Raw genomic sequence first — 19,441 nt, forward strand, 5'->3', positions numbered from 1 at the left:
GTTTATCGGCTTTTTCAGCCAATCGCCCGCAAGTGCACGGCAAAACGCTCCGCCAGCCAATGCGCCGCCGGCCCCAGGGGTTCATCGCGGCGCCAGACCAGTTCCACCACCAGCGCCGGCGGGGTCCATTCGCTGGCCAACTCGACCATCTGGTTCTGATAGGCCGGATACTGCACCACATGCCGCGGCAGCCAGGCCCAGCCCAGGCCGCGCATCAGCAGCTCGGCCATCGCGTAGAAGCTGTCGGCGCGCCAGACTTGCGGGCTGACCTGCTCGCCACTGGGGTAAGTGCTCAACTGCGGGGAAATCAACAACTGTCGATGCCGCCCCAGTTGCTGGCGATCCACCTGTTTTTCGCCGGCCAACGGGTGCCCGACCGCGCACACCGTGACCATCTCGACGCTGCCCAGGGCCCGTCGCTCAAGGGCCTCGGACATCTGTTCATGGTGAAACAGCAAACCGAGGTCGGCCCGACGCTCCAGCAGCTTGCGCGCCACATCACCTTGGGCGCTGCTGGCCAGTTGAACCTCAAGACTGGGGAAACGCTCGGACAACGCCTCAAGGCTATCGAGCACCGGCTGGAAAGGCATCGCCTCGTCCAGGGCCAGCCGCAAGCGCGCCTCCTCACCCCGCATCAAAGCCAGTGCCCGCCCGTTCAAGCGCTCGCATTGGCGCAGCACTTCCCGCGCCTCCGCAAGCAAGGCACGACCCGCCTCGGTGAGTTTCGGCTGGCGACCGCTGCTGCGCTCGAACAAGAGCACGCCGAGATCGGCCTCGAGCAGCGCAATCGCGCTGCTGACCGCCGATTGCGCCTTGTGCTGGTCACGGGCCACCGCGGAAAACGAACGTTGCTCGGCGACGCTGACGAACAGCCGCATCTGCTCCAGATTCCACTGCACATTCATAAGGCAACCCATCTTCAAAGCAGATAGGTAATGACTTTACCCCATCTGCACAATCTCTAGAATGCCGACCTCATCAAGCAAGCCCAAACACGAGGACTCTCCCATGAACGCTTACACCTACCTGGCCATCGCCATCTGCGCCGAAGTGATCGCCACTGTTTCGATGAAAGCGGTCAAAGGCCTGAGTACTCCACTGCCGCTGCTGCTGATCATCGTCGGTTACGGCGTGGCCTTCTGGATGCTGACCCTGGTGGTGCGTACCGTGCCGGTGGGCGTGGCTTACGCGGTCTGGGCCGGCATGGGCATTGTCATGGTCAGCGTGGCCGCGCTGTTCCTCTACGGGCAGAAGCTGGATATCCCGGCAATGCTCGGCATGGCCCTGATCGTCCTGGGCGTGGTGGTGATCCAGCTGTTTTCCAAGACCGCCGGGCATTAGAAAAGCAGCGGCAAGCTACAAGCCTCAAGCAGCAAGAGTGAGCGTCACGCTTGCAGCTTGAGGCTTGAGGCTTGAAACTTGCGCCTTCGATTTGTTCTCCGAGGTCGCTGCATGCCATCCGTTATTTCCACCGACGTGCTGATTGTCGGCGCCGGAGTCGCCGGCCTCTGGCTGAACGCCCGCCTGCGTCGCCAGGGCTTTTCCACCGTGCTGGTGGAGAGCGCCAGCCTCGGCGGCGGACAAAGCGTCAAGTCTCAGGGAATCATTCACGGCGGCGCCAAGTACGCCCTGCACGGCGCCCTGACCGGCGCCTCGGAAGCCATCGCCGACATGCCGCGCCGCTGGCGCGAGGCCCTGGCCGGCAACGGCGAGCTGGACCTGTCCGGTGTGCGCCTGCTGTCCGAGGCCCATTACCTGTGGTCCCCCGGCACCCTGGCCGGCAACCTCACCAGTTTTTTCGCCAGCAAGGCCGTGCGTGGCCGTGTCGATCAGGTCAAGGGCGACCAGTTGCCGCCGGCCCTGCAGGACCGCCGCTTCAAGGGCAAGGTGTATCGCCTGGCCGAGCTGGTGGTGGACGTGCCGAGCCTGATCGGGCGCCTGGCCGAACTGGGCGGCGATAGCCTGCTGGCCGGGCAGAAAATCGAACCCCTGCGGGAAAACGGACAATTGCTGGGCCTGCGGGTCGATGAGCGGGAAATCCGCGCACAACGCATCGTGCTCAGCGCCGGCGCCGGCAATGCCGAGCTGCTGAGCAGCCTCGGCCTGAGCCAGCCGGCCATGCAACACCGGCCGTTGCACATGGTGATCGTCAAGGGCCCGAGCCTGAAACCGCTGTACGCCCACTGCCTGGGCGGCGGGCCGAAGCCACGGATCACCGTGACCACCCACCCGGCGGCCGACGGCCAGTGGGTCTGGTACCTCGGCGGCGACATCGCCGAAGCCGAAGGCGTGGCGCGCGAGCCGGCGGCGCAGATCGCGGCCGCCCAGAAAGAACTCGGCAACCTGTTGCCATGGGTCGATCTCAGCCAGGCGCAATGGGCCACCCTGCGGGTGGACCGCGCCGAGCCCGCGCAGTCGGGCCTGACCCGTCCGGACAATGCCTTTCTCGCCGAACAGGACCGCCTGTTGGTCGGCTGGCCGACCAAGCTGGCCCTGGCCCCGGACTTCGCCGACCGGGTGTTCGCCGCCCTCGAGCGCGACGGTATCAAGCCGGGCCCCGCGACTGCGTTGCCGACGCTGCCGAAACCCGCCATCGCCCAACCGGCCTGGGAGCAACTGCTGCCATGAGCCAAGCGACCCTGCACGACCTGCATCGCCCCTTCGGCAGCACCGGGCTGCTGGTCTCCCCACTGGGCCTGGGCACCGTGAAGCTCGGACGCGACCAAGGGGTGAAGTACCCCAACGGCTTCCAGATTCCGGATGACGCCGAAGCCCGCATGCTGCTCAAGCTGACCCGCGACCTGGGCATCAACCTGATCGACACCGCGCCGGCCTATGGCCGCAGCGAGGAGCGCCTGGGCCCGCTGCTGCGCGGGCAACGCCAGGACTGGGTGATTGTCAGCAAGGTGGGTGAAGAGTTCGAAAACGGCCTGTCGCGCCATGATTTCAGCGCCGCGCATACCCGCTTGTCGGTGGAACGCAGCCTGCAGCGCCTGGAAACCGACTTCATCGACCTGGTGCTGGTGCATTCCGACGGCAATGACCTGTACATCCTTGACCAGTGCGAGGTCTACCAGACGCTGGCCGAGCTCAAGCAGGAAGGCAAGATCCGTGGCTTCGGCTTCTCCGGGAAAACCGTCGAGGGTGGCCTCAAGGCCCTGGAACAAGGCGACTGTGCCATGGTCACCTACAATCTGAACGAACAGAACGAGCGAGCCGTCATCGATTACGCCGCAGCCCACGGCAAGGGCATTCTGGTGAAAAAAGCCCTGGCCAGCGGCCATGTGTGCCTGAGCCCCGGTGTCGACCCGGTGCGCGCCAGCTTCGAACTGCTGTTCGATCAACCGGGCGTCGCCAGTGCTATTGTCGGGACCATCAATCCGTTGCACCTGGCCCATAATGTCGCCACTGTCGCGCAGGTGTTGCGCAAGAACTGATGCCGCCCACGCGGCCGACCCCGACGCAAGAAGGAGCCGACATGCCGCGTACGCTCATAAGAAAGAACCCCAGCAACTTCAAGACCCTGCCGCTGTTCGTCGAAGCGACGCCCGAAGGCCTCAGCTACCAGAGCGTCGGCATGCCGCTGAACTTTGCGCAGACCCTGCAGCGCCGGCGCCCGGTTGCGGTGGCCGACGCCGAGCGCTTCGCCCTGGAGCTGGCCAACCTCGGCGTCTCGGTACGCCTGACCCTGCATTGGCAGAACCGCGACTATTGGGTGTTGGTGCGCCAGCGCCGGCAGGATCGCGGCGACGTGGTGCTCAAGCTGATTTCCGGCTACGTCCCGGCCCATGAGCTGAACCTGCCGCTGCATACCGCCATCCAGGAAATCGCCGAGGAATGCCTGCTGGAAACCCCGGAAGGCTGGCTCGGCGGGCGCTTCAACGACACCTGGCTGCCCGCCCCCTACTCGGCGGCCCTGCATTATCGCGAGGCCCTGCCCTTTCGCCTGACGCCACTGTCAGGCGCGGCACGCCCGGTACGCTGCGCCAACCTGCAGTTGCTGGAACGGCCGCGGGCCTATGTGCACCTGCCCACCGCTTCACTGCAGCTGATCTATGACCTGCGCCTGGACGTGCCGAAAGAGGCCAAGTCCCTGAGCCTGTTCCATGTCGACGAACGCCTGGAGGGCGACCAGCTGGTGGCGCGCCTGGATCGCAAGCGCCCGGACCTGTACCTGATGCCACTCAAGGACGGTCAGCCCTGCGCCGAGCTCTATACGTTGAAGAAGGATCAGTTGCACCCGGCGAGCACCCGCGGCCTGTATCTGGCCGAAAGCTTCGCCCGGCAGCAAGGCTGGCTGGTGCGTGACGAGCGGATTCGCTGGAAGGACTGGCTGAAGCAGCAGGGATTGAGCGCGCCGGAGAAGGACTCCAAACTCCAGCGTCTTACCGGCAAGGCACGGCAGATATTGCGCAAGATGGTACCGACCAAGACCAGCCGGCAACGTTGAGCGCCTCCCGCCCACTCCAGCTTTCGCGAGAGTGGGCGGATTGGCGGCAAGCCTTATTCGGTCTTGCGGATCTTCTCGACTATGGCCGTGGTGGAACTGTTCTCCACCAGGCCCAGCACCTTCACCACACCGCCATAAGCCTTGACGATATCGGCGCCGACCACCTGGTCGACCGAGTAATCCCCGCCTTTGACCAGCACGTCCGGCTTGACCTGGGCCAGCAGGTTTTCCGGCGTACCCTCGGGGAAACTGATGACCCAATCCACCGCGCCCAGGCCGGCCAGTACCGCCATACGCCGGTCGACGCTGTTGATCGGACGTCCGGGCCCTTTCAGGCGGCTGACCGAGGCATCGTCGTTGATCGCCACGATCAGGCGATCGCCTTGGGCCCGCGCCTGCTCGAGGTAGGTCACGTGGCCGGCATGGAGGATGTCGAAACAGCCGTTGGTGAAGACGATCTTCTCTTTGTGCGCACGCGCATCGTCGATCGCCAGCAGCAGCTGGTCGAGGCTCAGCACACCGCGCTCGGAACCTTCTTCACGCTGGATCGCGCGACGCAGCTCCGGTGCGCTGATGGCCGCGGTACCCAGCTTGCCGACCACGATGCCGGCGGCCAGGTTGGCCAGGGCCACCGCGTGCGGCAGCTCTTCACCCGCCGCGATTGCCGCCGCCAGGGTGGAAATCACGGTATCGCCGGCACCGGTGACGTCGAACACTTCACGGGCCCGGGCCGGCAAGTGCAGCGCCGGGTGGTCGGGACGCAGCAGGGTCATGCCGTGTTCGCCACGGGTCACCAGCAAGGCGCCCAGCTCCAGGTCGTGCATCAGCTTGGCGCCTTTGCTGACCAGGTCGTGCTCGTCGATGCAACCGCCGACTATGGTTTCGAACTCGCTGAGGTTCGGGGTGATCAGGCTGGCGCCGCGGTAAATCGAAAAGTCCTTGCCTTTCGGGTCCGCCAGCACCGGGATGCCACGGGCACGCGCGGCCTGGATCAGCGCCTGATGATTCCTCAGGGCTCCCTTGCCGTAGTCGGACAACACCAGCACCTTGATGCCGTCGAGCAACCGGTCGACTTCAGCGCCCAACGCCAGGGCGTCGGTGGCGAAAGGTTCTTCGAAATCGATACGCAGCAGTTGCTGGTGCCGGCTCATGACCCGCAGCTTGACGATGGTCGGCTGGTGGGCAATGCGTTGGAACAAGGCGCGGACGCCCGCCCCCTCAAGACTGTTGGAGAGACTGTCGGCAGCCTCGTCGTCGCCGGTGACGCCAACCAGCGAGGCCGGTGCGCCGAGCGCGGCAATGTTCAAGGCAACGTTCGCGGCACCGCCCGGGCGGTCCTCGATTTGCTCGACCTTGACTACCGGTACCGGCGCCTCAGGGGAAATCCGTGAGGTACCACCATGCCAGTAACGGTCGAGCATGACATCGCCGACCACCAAGACAGGGGCTTGATCGAATCGCGGCATGGACAACTTCATGGAGCAACCCACATACAAAATGAACAGGGGCGCGATATTAACACAGGGTGAACGCTGCCTAGTTCTACCGCTGCACGAGTATTCGCGATCGCCCCAAACTGTTCATTTATTGAGCAAAAGCGCCATGAGCCGGTCTGTCGCGCAGGCCAGTCCAACCGTTTCGGTATCGATCTCGCAGTCAGGATCCAGTGGCGCTTCATAGGGGCTGTCGAGCCCGGTGAAGTCCCGGATACGCCCTTCGCTCGCCGCCTGATACAGGCCTTTGGGATCGCGTCGGGCACAGACAGCGAACGCAGTGCTCACGTACACCTCGAGAAATTCGTCCGCCGCGAACAAGGCCCGGGCAGCGGCGCGCTCCGCGCGAAACGGTGATATCGCCGAAACGATCACGATCAACCCCGCCTCCACCATCAACCTCGCCACCTCGGCCAGGCGCCGGATATTTTCCTTGCGCGCCTCGGCGTCCATGCCCAGGTCACGACACAGGCCGCCGCGCACGTTGTCGCCATCGAGGACAAAGGTATGCAGGCCCTGCCCGTTCAACCGCAACTCCAGCAGGTTGGCCAGGGTCGATTTGCCGGCGCCGGACAAACCGGTCAGCCAGATACAGCGCGGACGTTGCTGCTTGAGCGCCGCCCGCTCGATCGCGGTCAGGGACAGGCTGCAGGGGCGGATGTCCGGTTGTGGGCAACTTGGCGGCAGGGGCTCATTCATAACCGAGCATCTCGTAGTCGCGCTGGTAGGCCCGACGTACCAACCGTCGAGTGCGCACCGTGCAGAAGTCCCGGGCGGGCGCCTCGCTCCGTTGCCGCGATTCATTGAGATGCGGCAGAGCCCTGCTCACGCCCAGGTGCTCGCTGAGCAACTGATAGTCGCGCTGCAGGTGCTCCTGATAGCCGATGAAATCCATGTCCAGGCGTCCCATGGAGTCCACCAGAAAATCGGTCTGCGGGGCGAAGTGCAGCTGCTTGTGGATATTTTCCGGGTGCAGCCAGCGACCGACAAAATCGTCGAAATCGCGATAGTGGCTGACCAGCCGCTGGGCGGCCTGGTCGCGACGACTGAGCTCGTTGCCACGCAGGAAGGCATAGGCCGAATAGGCCCGCTCCAGGGGATCGCGGACCACGGCGAACTTGAAACTGCTGGCGAATTGCTGGGGAAACTGTTGCTCGTACCAGTACAGGGGCAGATGGCCGGGCGTCCAGCCGTCGAACAATGCCGAGCACAGGCTGCTCCCCGCGCACTTGGGCACATGGATGAACACACAACCGCGCTGACGGAATGGCGCCGGAAAACGGACGTTGGCGGACATGGCCTTGTTCACCACCTGCCGGTCCACCACCGACAGGCGCCCAAGCAAGAACGCCCGTTGCGACTTGGGCAATAACTTCCACAGATAACGTTGCAGCATTCCAGTACCCGCGCGACGGGGTTGGCCCCCTCGATTCAGTCGACGATTGAGGCTGGAACCATAACAAGCACGAGGCGTTGGATTATTTAGGCTTGGTCAAGACTGTAAGGGGCTGGATACAAAGACCGCCGGCGCATTGCACGCCGGGACCGTTCCAGGGTGGGCAGTGCCCACCCTGGCGTTGGCTCAGGCAATGCCTTCGGAAGCTGGCTCGTCCAGGCCCATGGCATGCAGGCGCGAGTAGTAGCCGTTCTGCGCCAGCAGGTCGACATGGGTACCGCGCTCGACGATCCGCCCCTGATCCATGACCAGAATCAGGTCGGCCTTCTCGATGGTCGACAGGCGGTGCGCGATCACCAGGGTGGTGCGCCCCTTCATCACCTTGTCCAGGGCCGCCTGGATATGCCGCTCGGACTCGGTATCCAGGGCCGAGGTGGCTTCGTCGAGAATCAGCAACGGCGCATTCTTCAACAGGGCCCGGGCAATCGCCAGACGCTGGCGCTGACCGCCGGAGAGCAGCACGCCGTTCTCGCCGACCTGGGTGTCCAGGCCTTCGGGCAACTGCGAAATGAAGTCCATGGCATAGGCATCCGTCGCCGCCTTCTCGATGTCTTCCCGCGGCGCCCCGGCCAGGTCGCCATAGGCAATATTGGCGGCCACGCTGTCGTTGAACAGGGTCACATGCTGGGTCACCTGGGCCACATGCCGGCGCAGGTTGCGCAGGCGGTAATCCTCGATCTCCACGTCATCGAGAAGAATCTGCCCCGTTTCGTGGTGATAGAAGCGCGGAATCAGGCTGGCCAGGGTCGACTTGCCGCTGCCGGAGCGGCCGACCAACGCGATCATCTGCCCGGGAGCCGCGCAGAAGCTGATGTCCTTCAGCACTTCCCGGTCGGTGCCCGGATAGGTGAAGCTCAGGTTGCGCACGTCCAGGCGACCCTCTATGCGCTCACGCTCGATCTGTCCCCGATCGACTTCAGGCTCGACGTCCAGCTGTTCGAAGATGCTTTCCGCGCCCGCCACGCCTTTCTGGATGGTCGAACTGACTTCCGAGAGCTGGCGAATCGGCTTGGGCAGCAGGCCTGCCGCGGTGATGTAGGCCACCAGGTCGCCCGCGGTGGCATCGCCACGCAGGAACAGCACCAGGAACATCAGCACCGCCATGGCGGAGTAGATCACCAGTTGCAGCATCGGCGTGTAGACCGCACCGGTCTTGGTCATGCGCAGCTGCTTGTCGGTGTTGCTCTGGCTGGCGTCGACGAAACGCTGCTGCTCGTAGCTTTCGCCACCGAAGCTGCGAACCACGCGATAGCCTTGAATGGTCTCGGAGGCCACATGGGTCACATCGCCCATCGCCACCTGGATCTTCTTGCTCTGCTTGCGGAATTTCTTGCTGGTGCTGCCAACCATGATCGCAATCAACGGCAGGATCGCCAGCATCACCAGGGTCAGCTTCCAGTTCATCCACAACAGGTAGACGAACAGGAACACTACCGTCAGGCCTTCGCGAATCACCACCTTGATGGCGTCGGTGGCGGCACCGGTGACCATGGTGACGTTGAAGGTGATGCGGGAAATCAGATGCCCGGAGTTATGGGTATCGAAATAGCGGTTCGGCAGGACCAGCAGCTTGTTGAACAGCTCGACCCGCAGGTCATGCACCAGCCCCAGGGAAACCTTCGCCAGGTAGTAGTTGCCAAGGAAAGAGCCAAGCCCCTGCCACGCCGCGATCAGGATGATCAGCAGCGGCACCGCCATCAATAGCTGCAAGTCGCGCAGATAGGGAACGTTGGGGAAGAGCACCGCTTCGGGATTGCTCAAGCCGTCGACGAAATATTTGAGAATGCCCGCCAGCATCGGCTGGGTGGATGCAAATATCACGAAGCCCACGATACTCAGCAGGAAAATGCCTATGTAGGGTTTTACATACCCCAACAGCCGAAAATAGATTTTCAGGCTGGAATCCTGTTCCGCTTTGAGCGGTGCATCACTCATCGTCGAGCTCACTGTTTAGGAGGAACGCGGGATTTTATCACAGCCTGTGTGACCGCCCCGTGCCCAGACCAAAACAGTGGCCAGACCGATCGGCAGCCAACTGATGAACCATTCGGCGCGAGGGGTTCCGGTCAGGCTGGCGGCATCGAACTGCATGGCCAGGAAGGAGAACAGCCAGATCCCGATGACACCCCGACCATAAAGCGTTTCACGGGCGCGCCAGGCTTCACGCAGCGCTGCAAACCAGGCCACGACCCAGAGCAGCAGCCCGGGGATGCCCAATTCAATGGCAATGTGGCTGAACAGGTTGTGGGCGTGATCGAACGGCAGTCCTTCAGCAAATACGTTATAGCCTGAACCCAGGCCAAGACCTGTCCATGGGTGCTCGGCGATCATCTGCAGGCTGGCCATCAGGATCTGCGGACGATAGGAAACTCCACGCGCCAGGACCAAAGGTTCGAGAAACCAGAATGCCGACATTGCCAGCAACAATGCCGCCGCCGCGAAAATTCGGCTAAGTCGATCACGACACCAGATCGGCATCGCCAGCACGGTCAGGAACAGGGCCAGGGCAGCACCGCGACTCTGGCACAGCACGACAAACCCACCAAGCAGCGCCAAAGCCACCAGCCATACGGCTTGAAGACCGCGAGTACGCGGCATCCAATGCAGCAGCCAGATCGCGGCCAGGCCGATGACATAACCACCCAGGATCGGATGAGCCAGCTCGCCAAGCCCCTCAAGACGCGCCCACCAGACGTTTTCCTTGATCCAGTAGAACTGGATGATGGCCATCAGCGCCGTCACCGCCAGCCCCAATCCACCCCACTGCATGACACGGATCACCCGCTCAGGCCGGGCATTGGCGAAAATCGGGAAGAACAGCAGGAACACCGCGATGTACAACAAGCGCTTGGCCTCGCGCGACGGGTCCGCCGCTTGCGTCCATGTCAGGCTGATCAGCCCCCATATCGCCAGCCCCAGCAATGCCAGGCCAAGCCAGCGCTGGGCACGCCACCACTCGATCAGGCGCTCACGCGCGGACCAGGCCAGAATCATTGCTGGCAACCACAAGAAGGCCACCAGCCCCTGTTGGTAGAGCTTGTTGGTGGGCGCCAGTGCGATGGCCAGCAAAAACCATAGCAACCCGATTGTCATCCATACTTGCGCCCAACGTGTGGCCTGCATTTATTCGCTCCTAAATGGTTCACCAGCCAAACCGGCATGGTTAAAACAACAACTTTTCGGCATCATTGCCCGTCACTGTGCCCGCCACTTCGACAAGGCTTCCTACGATGCAATGCTCCCGGCTTCCCCAAGCCACTTTGAATCAGATGATTGAAGGCGCCAGGATTCTGGAGGCCGACAGTTACGGCCCGAAAGTCTACCTGTTGCAGGATGGGAATATTCTGAAACTGTTCCGGCGCAAGCGTCTTTTTTCATCCGCCCTGTTTCGCCCCTATTCGACACGCTTCATCGACAACGCCGCACGCCTGGAACAACTCGGCGTTCCCACGCTGCAGGTTCTGGACTTCTACCGCCTGGAACAACCCGGCATGACCGCGGTGCTTTACCGACCGCTGCCAGGCGAAACCCTGCGCCAGGTCGCCAGCAAGGAAGGTTTCGACTGGCAACAGACCTTGCCGACCCTGGTCGAGCTGATTCGTAGCCTGCACACCTCGGGGATCTACTTTCGCTCGCTGCACCTGGGCAACATCGTCATCACCCCGGATAACCGCTTCGGCCTGATCGACGTGGCCGACATGCGCTTCTTCCGCGGGCCATTGCCGCGCCATCTGGTCAAACGCAACCTGCAACACTTCGCTCGCTATATTGCCCGGGAGAAGCTGAACGGGAGCTTTCCGATACAAGCGCTGGAACAGGCCCTACTTTCGGCATGACAGCAGGCTGGTGGCGGCCTGGCTGAAGCGCTGCCAAGCCAGGTCGGGAGCCAGAGCAGCGTACTGATCCGCCGCGATGCTCTGGGTGGGCAGGCCGAGGGCCTGAAGAATCGCCTCCTGCCAGGCGTCGATGTCATTCACCGGCGCATAACGCCCGGTTGCAGCCAACTGCTCACGAAACACGGGCAAATCGCTGGTCAGCACCGGTACACCGGACATCACCGCTTCCTGCAGGATCAGCCCCAGGCCCTCGTCCAGCGACGGGATGGCCACCCAGTCGAATGCCTTGTAAAGCATCGCCGCATGCTTCAGATGCCCAGGCAGCGAAACCTTGTCTTGCAGGCCCAGCCGGTTGATGCGGGCCTCGAGCGCTGCGCGATTCGAACCCTCGCCGATAATCACCAGACGCATCTCCGGCCGGCTCGCCAGGGCCTTGGCGAAGGCCTCCAACAGGCAAGCAAAACCCTTATCGTCCACCAGACGCCCGACCGCGCCGAATACCGGAGCATCGCCTGCGGGCAGGCCGAGGGTTGCCCGGGCCTCGGCACGCGGTAGCAGCCTTGCGTTGAACTCGTGCGGATTGAACGCGCTGCGCAAGGCCGTCACCGGCATCAGCAAATCGTCTTCGAGGGATGAAGCCAGGGTCTGCGAAACAGCCGCGAGAGTCAGCTGCGAAGCGGGGAACTGCCGAAACAGCTGTTGATCCTTGCGGTGCAAGCGCGTGGAGCCGTGGATCACCACCACCGCACGCATGTGCGGCAATGACTTGAGGACCGGCAACAAGGTACGCGCCACCCCCAGGCCATCGAGCAACAACACCTGGGCATCGCTTTCCCGCAACGCCTTGCGAAAACTGGCCCGCAGCCAGGGTTTGAGCAAGCGCCAGAAATGCTTGCCCTTCACCCGCGCCGACGACAGGTTCCACTCCCGGCATTCCCCCACTTCGGCAACGCATCCGGTGGACGAGCCTTGCAGCAGCCAGGTCTTGACCACAGTGCCTGGCTCGGCCTGAGAGAGGATCTGCTGGTGAACCTTGTGAACGGAGGCAAATGCACTGCCGCCTGCCCACATGATGTTGAGAATGCTCATTGGGCACATAGCCCTTTCGCGGTATTCGGGAAAGTGAAACCGGTAGAACTAATTGATAAACCAGCCAATACCGACTCCAACCAACAGGACTAAAACAAGCTTGATTTGCTCGCGACGACTGCGCCGAGCCTTACGCTGCCGCTCCACGGCAGTCTCCACATGCAGACCGAAGCCTGTATGCAGCACCGCGTCGCCTTCCAGGCTGACAGCTGTCAGGTTCAGCTCAGCATAGCGCTTGGACAGCGCTTTCTCGCCGCCGTGCCCGGCGAAAGGCGCGCACAGTCGATACTCTGCCATCCGGCGCAAGCCCGGGTTCAGGGAAAAGCTCTGCCACTCGGGTTTGTCGGAGATCAGCGGATAACAGGGCACACCGCCGATCAACTCGCGAGCCCCCAAGTGGATGTAAGGGCTATGGATTCGCAGGTCGTGGGCATAACTGCGCAACCAGACCTGCAGGATGTCCTGGCGTTGCTCGAGAATCGCTTTCGAATCCTCGACGAAACCCGGGCGGTAGAATTCCCAGTCGTCTTCGCAATGGAAGATATAGGGGGTCTTGACCTGCTCGTAGGCCAGGTCGATCGACGCCAACTGCCCGAGCTTCGGCCGGTTGACGAAGAAGGTACAGTGATCTTTCCAGTGGGCGGGCACAGCCGTGCGCACCCGCTCGTCGCCAGCATCTTCGGTGATGAAGACTTCGCGGATCGGCGCACTGTTGAAGCGATCGAAACTCTCCAGCGTGAGCTTGAGCAGGTCCAGGCGACCGCAACTGGTGACCACCAACGTGATGTCACTCTCTTGACTAAACTGCACTTGATTCTCACCTACGACAAAGTGCGATCACTATTAAGGGCTCGGTGACCGCTGTCAAACACCCAGTTTCGAGCGTACGCGCTCGATAAAGCTCAAGGGTGCACGAGGCCGCAATGCGGGCTGGAGTTCCTCGACAATACGCTGCCCGATACGGGCGAAGCTGAACTGAGAGACCGCCAGATCGCGTCCGTTTCGCGCGATGCTCTGCGCCAGGGCCGGGTTGGCGCGCAACATGGCGAGCTTCTCCTGCAATTGCGGGATGTTCTGATAAAAGACCACGTTGTGCAGGTCCTGCAAACCCAGCGCGCGGTTTTCCGCCTCGCCCTGGTCGAATGCCAGCAACACACAGCCACAGGCCATGGCCTCGAAATTCTTGATCATGTATTCGCCCATGCCGACGTCGGCACTGACGAAAAAGCGGATGCGGTTGAGGGTGTCGCAATACTCTTCGCCCGACTTGGTCCGCGTCACCACCAAGGGTTCGACCTGGCCGAGCTCATCGAGCAGCGCCTTGCGCCCGCTGTAAGCCACGCTGTTGGTGCTGCCGACGAATGCCAGTTCGATATCCCGCTCGCGCCCCTGATCCTGCAGCAGGGTCTGGTCGTAGCCCTTGGGCACGAATACCGCGTCGAAACCTTCCTCGCGCAAGCGCTCGCTGACCATGAACCCCGAACTGATCACCCGCGCCCACGGCAGGCGGCGGTAGTGCGCGCTGAACTTGCCGGTGTACTTGCAAGGGATGTAGTTCTGGTAGGCGTCGTGCTCGAGGATCACCAGGTTGGGAATGCTGCGGATGAAGCTCACTTGGCGAATTTCCTGCTTGAAACGCAGGAAGAACACGATGCGGTCGTAGCGCGATACATCCACCTCACGGCGGAAATAGCCACGCAGGTTGCGCTGCTCGTCACTGCTCAACCACCGCAGGTCGCATTCGCAATGGGCGGCAACGCCTTCGTACAGACGGTCCAGAATGGCCCGCTGTTCTTTCTGCACCAGAAATAGAACCTTCATCATCTTCCTTGCAGCCGTGAGCAACCCGACAAAAGAGCGAAACTACCCTGGCCGACAGGCAAAAGGGTGTCATGCAATATCAATTTACAAACGCCAGAACAGCTCATGCCGGCGTACCGCCTTGCGGAAAAACTCGTTCTCGCCATAAAGCGAACCGGCGCGACCGGCCAATACACGCTGCAAGACCCGACGCAGCCTGCGCTTGAACGGCGCTCGCGACTGCAGGTCGTGCATCATGCCCAGGGCCATCGCCTTGTCCCGTTGCTGCTCGATCGATAGCTGCAAGCTGCAGGGCCTGAGCACCTGGGCCGGATCGAACACCGGCGGCAGAGCAATGCCCGCCCCTGAATCGCCCATCGGCCAGCGGTCGTTGTCATGCAAATGGTTGGCATAACCGAGCAAGGTGGTTGGCTGCCACTCCAGCCCCTGCAACGCTTCCAATACCGCCTGCTGGGCGCAGATGTGGTCCGGGTGCGGATCGAGTGTCGGATGCGGCAGCACTATCACCTCGGGGCGGGCCTTGAGCAACAGCGCCCGCAGGTCGGCCAAGAGATTGTTCCAGGTCGGCGCGCCATCGGCATCCGCCGGCAACGGGAACGGGTTGAACTGGCGGAACAGGCGGATGTCCGACAGCTCGGCCTCGCGGGACGCCACAGGCCGGTTCGGCGCCGCCTGCATGGGCGGCAGTTGCAGGCAGAAATACCCCAGCTGCACACAACGTTCCTCGGCGACCCCGGCCCAACGCGGCACCGCAATGCTGTCCCAGGCCCGCAGCCGGCCCTTGATCCGCGCCGCATCCGCAGCGTTCATGCCCATCTGCTGGTAATGCTGGGCCTCGATCTCGCCCGCGGTCAACGTGACGATCCAGGCTTCGTCGGCCTGGCTGTACAGGCCGAAGGCAGCCAGTTCGGCATCGTCGGCATGGGGGGCGATGACCATCACCCGCTGGTGGCGATAGTCCGGCTCACGGAACACCGACAACAGCGGTTCGCCGTGCACCCGGCAGAAACGTCCGCGCAATTGCAGCTCGCCGCTGGCCAGAGGTCGTGCCAGCCCACTGAGATTGAGATAACGCAGGCCGTTCACGCCACGCTCGAACGTCTGTCGATCCTGCCCCGCCAAGGAGACGCAAGGATCGAAAAAGCGCCCCAGCCAGCTGCTGCTGACCTTTACCGCGAGGATCAGGGTTTCGTCCCCCGCCAGGTCGATCGCCTGGTCCAGCACCAAGCGCTGCTGGTCCAGGTGGACCTTGGGCTGCTCGGTACCGAACGGAAAGCTGTACTGATAATCGTCCCGGGGCGAATAAAACAGGTGGTCGGCAAACCAGGCCTCATGGGCCACCCAGGCCAGCACCGCGAGCAGCAGCGGCAGCCACCAGACCACCAGCACACCGATGGCCACCAGCACCAGCAGGCCGATCAGCAGGCCCAGGCGCTTCTGCCGGCGATGGCGTTTGAGCAACTGTTGCTTGCGACTCGACGGCTGATTCATACCGTGAACACCGGAACGGGGTTGCACCAGCGATCCTTGTATTCGCGATCGGCGCGACCGAAGGAGAAACGCAGCGGCTTGTCGATGGCCCGTGCCTGCTCCCAGGCGCTTTGCGTATTGAGGAAACTCAACACGCTGCCGGGGCTGAACTCGCGGGTTTCAGGATCGACGCCACCGTTGATGTATTCGACACTGATCCACTCCGGCGCTTCGACCCGGTACACCAGCTGAATGGCGATCGGCGCATCGTTGAGGAAAATCACCGAGCCGATCAGCAACTCGCGCAGCAACTCGATGACTTCGGCCATGCGCTCGGCACCGGTGGCCGGGAACCCCCAGCGCCGCTGGAACAGATCGCAGTAGATGGCCGCCAGCTCCTGGCTGGAGAACTCGCTGACCGGGCGCACCACGCCGCCCGCCTCTTCCAGCAGGCGCAGTTCGCGGCGCTGGTTGTAGCGAAACTTCTTCGACAGCTCTTCAGGCGTGCGGGCCATGGCCAATTGCTCGGCCTGGAGCTTGAGGGTGCTGAACCGGCCCTGGTTCAAGGCCGACAGATAACGACCGCGATGACGCAGCGGGGCCTGGGTCTCAGGCGCCGCCGGCAGGATCAGCTCGGCGTTGCCCAGGTCGAACAGGCCTTTCTTGCCACGGCGCTTGAGCACGTCCTTGGACAGCGCCAGGTCGCGCCCCCAGGTCGGGATCGCCGCCCGCAGTTCACCGGCCTGTTCCCAGGCCAGGTAGCGGACCGGGATGCCCGCCAGGTTCGCCAGGCGCTCCACCACCAGCGGGTGGGTGGCGACGCTGCCGCCAAAACGCTGCCAGGCGGCGGCATAAGTCGAGGCGTCGACGACCGACCAGCCACGCTCGCGCCAGCCTTGGAATCGATTGAGCATCAGGGCCTCGCGGTCAGATCGATAACTTGCGGCAGACGCCAGAAGGCGTCGCGTACAGCACGGTCGGAGAAGCGCTCGCGCAGGCGCTCGAACATCAGCTCGGCGCACAGCAAGCGCTGGTTCTCATCCATCCCGGCCAGGTGTTGCAGGCCCTGGGCCATATGCTCGGCATCGCCCAGCGGGAACAGGATGCCGACGCCTTCGACCACTTCCTTGGCACCGCCACAGGCCGTCGCCAGCAAAGGCACGCCAGCGGCCATGGCCTCCAGCAGCACCATGCCGAATGGCTCGTGGTCGGAGCTCAGGGCAAAGGCATCGAAAGCACGGAAATAACGCCGGGCTTCTGTGACCTGGCCGAGGAACAGCACGCGGTCGGCAATGCCCAGCTCGCGAGAAAGGTCCTTGAGGTTCTGCTCCAGACGCCCGCTACCGAGAATCGCCAGCTGGCTTTCCCGAGGCAGCCCCGGCAATGCCGCGGCAAACCCGCGCAGCAGGGTGGCCTGGTCCTTGTCCGGGTGCAGACGCCCGACATTGCCGACGATCCAGGCGGAAGGCGACAGCCCCAGCTCCTGGCGCGCTTGGGCCTTGGACAGTTGGGTAGCCTGCAAGGCTTCGACGTCGATCCGGTTGTACAGCGTCTGGATCCGCGCCGCCGGCCATTGTGGCAGGCAACTGCGCATGTCATCGCGCACCGCGTCGGACACGCCGAGCAAGCTCAGGCGCTTGCGGAACAGGTTGGCGAACAGGCGGCGACTGCCGCGCTGGTAATCGCCAAACGCGTGATGCACGCCGATCACCGGCAACGCGGTGCCCAGCAATGCGATGTAGATCGGCTTGAAACGGTGGGCGATACAGAAGCTGAAGTTGCGCGACGCGGCAATCTTGCGCAGGTCGCGTATCGCCCCCAGCTTCAGGCCACGAATGGCCTTGGAGCTGTATTCCATGAACAGTACTTCGTCGCTGGCACAGGCATCGGCCACCTCGGCATCGGCAACCCCGGTGAGGAACACCGTGGTCACGCGATAGCCGCTGCCCGCGAACAGGCTGGCATATTGCCGGGCACAGTCCAGGAACGGCCCGTCATAGCCGTGGCAGAACTGCAGGACGTGGCGCTCAGCCGAGCGTGTCATAAGGATCCACGCCGTCTTTGACTACCAGGATGTCTTCCATGATCAGGTACTGCAGATCGGAGCCGAAGAACATGTTCAGGGCGTCGGTCGGCGAGCAGATCATCGGCTCGCCACGGCGATTGAGCGAGGTGTTCAGCGACACGCCGTTGCCGGTCAGGACTTCCAGGGCCTTCATCATGTCGTAGTAGCGTGGGTTGTATTCGCGCTTGAGCACCTGAGCCCGGGAAGTGCCGTCTTCGTGGACCACTTCCGGCACACGGGTCTTCCACTCTTCCGCCACTTCGAAGGTGAAGGTCATGAATGGCGCCGGGTGATCGACCTTGATCATCTGCGGACCGACGGTGTCGAGCATCGACGGGCAGAAAGGCCTCCAGCGCTCGCGGAACTTGATCTGCTCGTTGATGCGGTCGGCCACGCCGGTAGCGCTCGGGCAACCGATGATCGAACGGCCGCCCAGGGCGCGCGGACCGAACTCCATGCGACCCTGGAACCAGGCCACCGGGTTGCCATCGACCATGATCTTGGCGATACGCTCGGGGGTGTTGTCGATCTGGCGCCAGGCCGGCTTGTTCGGGTGGCGGGCACAGGCGGCGATCACGTCTTCATTGCTGTAGGACGGGCCGAGATAGACGTGTTCCATCTTCTCCACCGGCACGCCGCGAGCGTGGGAAACATAGGCCGCGGCACCGACCGCGGTACCGGCATCGCCGGACGCCGGCTGCACGAACAGCTCTTTGACTTCCGGACGGGCGATGATCTTCTGGTTCAGCTTGACGTTCAGCGCACAGCCGCCGGCAAAGGCCAGCTTGCCGGTTTCCTTGAGGATGTCGCCCAGATAGTGGTCGATCATCTGCAGCGCCAGCTTCTCGAACAGCGCCTGCATGCTGGCCGCGTAGTGGATGTACGGCTCGTCGGCGATGTCGCCTTCGCGCTTCGGACCCAGCCACTCGATCAGCTTCGGCGAGAAGTAGAAACCCTTGCCCTTTTCTTTGTAGCGGCGCAGGCCGATGACGTTGGCGTAATCGGTGTTGATCACCAGTTCGCCGTTTTCAAAGCTGGCCAGGCGGGAGAAGTCGTACTTGCTGGCATCGCCGTACGGCGCCATACCCATGACCTTGAACTCGCCGTCGAGCATTTCGAAGCCGAGGAACTCGGTGATCGCGCCGTACAGGCCGCCGAGGGAGTCCGGATCGAAAAATTCCTTGATCTTGTGGATCTTGCCGTTTTCGCCGTAGCCGAAGAAAGTCGTGGCGTACTCGCCCTTGCCGTCGATCCCGAGGATCGCGGTCTTCTCCTTGAAGCCGGAGCAGTGGTAGGCGCTGGAAGCGTGAGCCAGGTGGTGCTCGACCGGCTCGATCTTGATCTTCTTGGGATCGAAGCCCAGTTGCTCGAGGCACCAGACGATCTTGTTGCGATAACGCTTGTAGCGGCGGTTGCCCATCAGGATCGCGTCGAGGGCGCGGTCTGGGGCGTACCAGTAACGCTTGGCGTAGTGCCAGCGGGCCTTGCCGAACAGGCTGATCGGGGCGAACGGGATCGCCACCACGTCAACGTCGGAAGGCTTGATGCCGGCCTGTTCCAGACAGAACTTCGCCGATTCGTAGGGCATGCGGTTCTTTGCATGTTTATCGCGTACGAAGCGCTCTTCTTCAGCCGCCGCCACCAGCTTGCCGTCGATGTACAGCGCTGCGGAAGGATCATGGCTAAGGGCGCCGGACAGGCCAAGAATCGTCAATGCCACAGGGGTCTAGCCTCTTAAGTCTGCATGCAGGCGACGTGCGC

General features: G+C 63.0%; 18 protein-coding genes. 5 read left to right on the forward strand and 13 right to left on the reverse strand.

What is annotated here, in order from left to right; all coding sequences use genetic code 11:
* Window positions 1-14 precede the first annotated feature (14 nt).
* Window positions 15-899 carry a LysR family transcriptional regulator gene (locus AC07Y9_RS06865; protein ID WP_162235116.1) on the reverse strand — a complete coding sequence of 295 codons (885 nt, stop codon included), beginning with the start codon at window positions 897-899 and terminating at the stop codon, window positions 15-17.
* A 109-nt stretch (window positions 900-1,008) separates the two neighbouring features.
* Here AC07Y9_RS06865 and AC07Y9_RS06870 point away from each other — a divergent pair, with 109 nt between their 5' ends.
* From AC07Y9_RS06870 to AC07Y9_RS06885, 4 genes are all read left to right on the forward strand, one after another.
* The gene (locus AC07Y9_RS06870; protein ID WP_007921448.1) at window positions 1,009-1,341 is read left to right on the forward strand and encodes a DMT family transporter; all 333 of its coding nucleotides are present in this window, start codon (window positions 1,009-1,011) and stop codon (window positions 1,339-1,341) included.
* Window positions 1,342-1,452: 111 nt separating this feature from the next.
* Window positions 1,453-2,628, forward strand: a complete 1,176-nt coding sequence (locus tag AC07Y9_RS06875) for an NAD(P)/FAD-dependent oxidoreductase (RefSeq protein ID WP_102678330.1) — start codon at window positions 1,453-1,455, stop codon at window positions 2,626-2,628.
* Window positions 2,625-3,437 (forward strand): aldo/keto reductase, encoded by an 813-nt coding sequence (locus AC07Y9_RS06880; RefSeq protein ID WP_102678331.1) that lies wholly within the window; start codon window positions 2,625-2,627, stop codon window positions 3,435-3,437. Before AC07Y9_RS06875 ends, AC07Y9_RS06880 begins: the two co-directional genes overlap by 4 nt.
* Window positions 3,438-3,478: 41 nt before the next feature.
* Complete coding sequence (locus AC07Y9_RS06885; protein ID WP_007921453.1) at window positions 3,479-4,450, forward strand: hypothetical protein; 972 nt, start codon at window positions 3,479-3,481, stop codon at window positions 4,448-4,450.
* Between the two features lie 53 nt (window positions 4,451-4,503).
* On the opposite strand, the gene hldE is transcribed toward AC07Y9_RS06885, so the two are convergent.
* The 5 genes from hldE to AC07Y9_RS06910 all read right to left on the reverse strand — a co-directional run bounded on the left by hldE (window position 4,504) and on the right by AC07Y9_RS06910 (window position 10,522).
* Entirely contained in the window at window positions 4,504-5,928 is a 1,425-nt protein-coding gene (hldE, locus tag AC07Y9_RS06890; protein WP_007921454.1) for a bifunctional D-glycero-beta-D-manno-heptose-7-phosphate kinase/D-glycero-beta-D-manno-heptose 1-phosphate adenylyltransferase HldE, read from the reverse strand.
* 102 nt (window positions 5,929-6,030) lie between these two features.
* The gene (cysC, locus tag AC07Y9_RS06895; protein WP_087089859.1) at window positions 6,031-6,642 is read right to left on the reverse strand and encodes an adenylyl-sulfate kinase; all 612 of its coding nucleotides are present in this window, start codon (window positions 6,640-6,642) and stop codon (window positions 6,031-6,033) included.
* Window positions 6,635-7,339: a sulfotransferase family 2 domain-containing protein gene (locus AC07Y9_RS06900; RefSeq protein ID WP_087089857.1), complete on the reverse strand. Its 705-nt coding sequence runs from the start codon at window positions 7,337-7,339 to the stop codon at window positions 6,635-6,637. The genes cysC and AC07Y9_RS06900 overlap by 8 nt, the downstream gene beginning before the upstream one ends.
* 186 nt (window positions 7,340-7,525) lie before the next feature.
* Complete coding sequence (gene msbA / locus AC07Y9_RS06905; protein ID WP_007922170.1) at window positions 7,526-9,334, reverse strand: lipid A export permease/ATP-binding protein MsbA; 1,809 nt, start codon at window positions 9,332-9,334, stop codon at window positions 7,526-7,528.
* A gap of 15 nt (window positions 9,335-9,349) precedes the next feature.
* Complete coding sequence (locus tag AC07Y9_RS06910) at window positions 9,350-10,522, reverse strand: O-antigen ligase family protein (RefSeq protein ID WP_102678332.1); 1,173 nt, start codon at window positions 10,520-10,522, stop codon at window positions 9,350-9,352.
* Window positions 10,523-10,629: 107 nt separating this feature from the next.
* Between AC07Y9_RS06910 and AC07Y9_RS06915 the strand changes: the two genes are divergently transcribed.
* Window positions 10,630-11,235, forward strand: coding sequence for a BUD32 family EKC/KEOPS complex subunit (locus tag AC07Y9_RS06915; protein WP_102678333.1), 606 nt, complete (start codon window positions 10,630-10,632; stop codon window positions 11,233-11,235).
* Here AC07Y9_RS06915 and AC07Y9_RS06920 read toward each other — a convergent pair.
* The 7 genes from AC07Y9_RS06920 to AC07Y9_RS06950 form a co-directional block, all read right to left on the reverse strand.
* Complete coding sequence (locus AC07Y9_RS06920) at window positions 11,221-12,324, reverse strand: glycosyltransferase (protein ID WP_102678334.1); 1,104 nt, start codon at window positions 12,322-12,324, stop codon at window positions 11,221-11,223. The two genes, AC07Y9_RS06915 and AC07Y9_RS06920, sit on opposite strands and share 15 nt — an antisense overlap.
* A gap of 48 nt (window positions 12,325-12,372) precedes the next feature.
* Complete coding sequence (locus AC07Y9_RS06925; protein WP_102678335.1) at window positions 12,373-13,134, reverse strand: glycosyltransferase family protein; 762 nt, start codon at window positions 13,132-13,134, stop codon at window positions 12,373-12,375.
* A gap of 54 nt (window positions 13,135-13,188) precedes the next feature.
* Window positions 13,189-14,145, reverse strand: a complete 957-nt coding sequence (locus AC07Y9_RS06930) for a glycosyltransferase family protein (RefSeq protein ID WP_102678336.1) — start codon at window positions 14,143-14,145, stop codon at window positions 13,189-13,191.
* 84 nt (window positions 14,146-14,229) lie between these two features.
* Complete coding sequence (locus AC07Y9_RS06935; RefSeq protein ID WP_102678337.1) at window positions 14,230-15,636, reverse strand: PIG-L deacetylase family protein; 1,407 nt, start codon at window positions 15,634-15,636, stop codon at window positions 14,230-14,232.
* Complete coding sequence (locus AC07Y9_RS06940; RefSeq protein WP_101336652.1) at window positions 15,633-16,529, reverse strand: antimicrobial resistance protein Mig-14; 897 nt, start codon at window positions 16,527-16,529, stop codon at window positions 15,633-15,635. The genes AC07Y9_RS06935 and AC07Y9_RS06940 overlap by 4 nt, the downstream gene beginning before the upstream one ends.
* A complete protein-coding gene (locus tag AC07Y9_RS06945) occupies window positions 16,529-17,659 on the reverse strand; it encodes a glycosyltransferase (protein WP_102678338.1) in 1,131 nt (376 codons plus the stop codon). The genes AC07Y9_RS06940 and AC07Y9_RS06945 overlap by 1 nt, the downstream gene beginning before the upstream one ends.
* A complete protein-coding gene (locus AC07Y9_RS06950; RefSeq protein ID WP_007922192.1) occupies window positions 17,643-19,400 on the reverse strand; it encodes a carbamoyltransferase family protein in 1,758 nt (585 codons plus the stop codon). The genes AC07Y9_RS06945 and AC07Y9_RS06950 overlap by 17 nt, the downstream gene beginning before the upstream one ends.
* Window positions 19,401-19,441: the final 41 nt, after the last annotated feature.

It is taken from the genome of Pseudomonas sp. GW456-L12 (assembly GCF_059424045.1).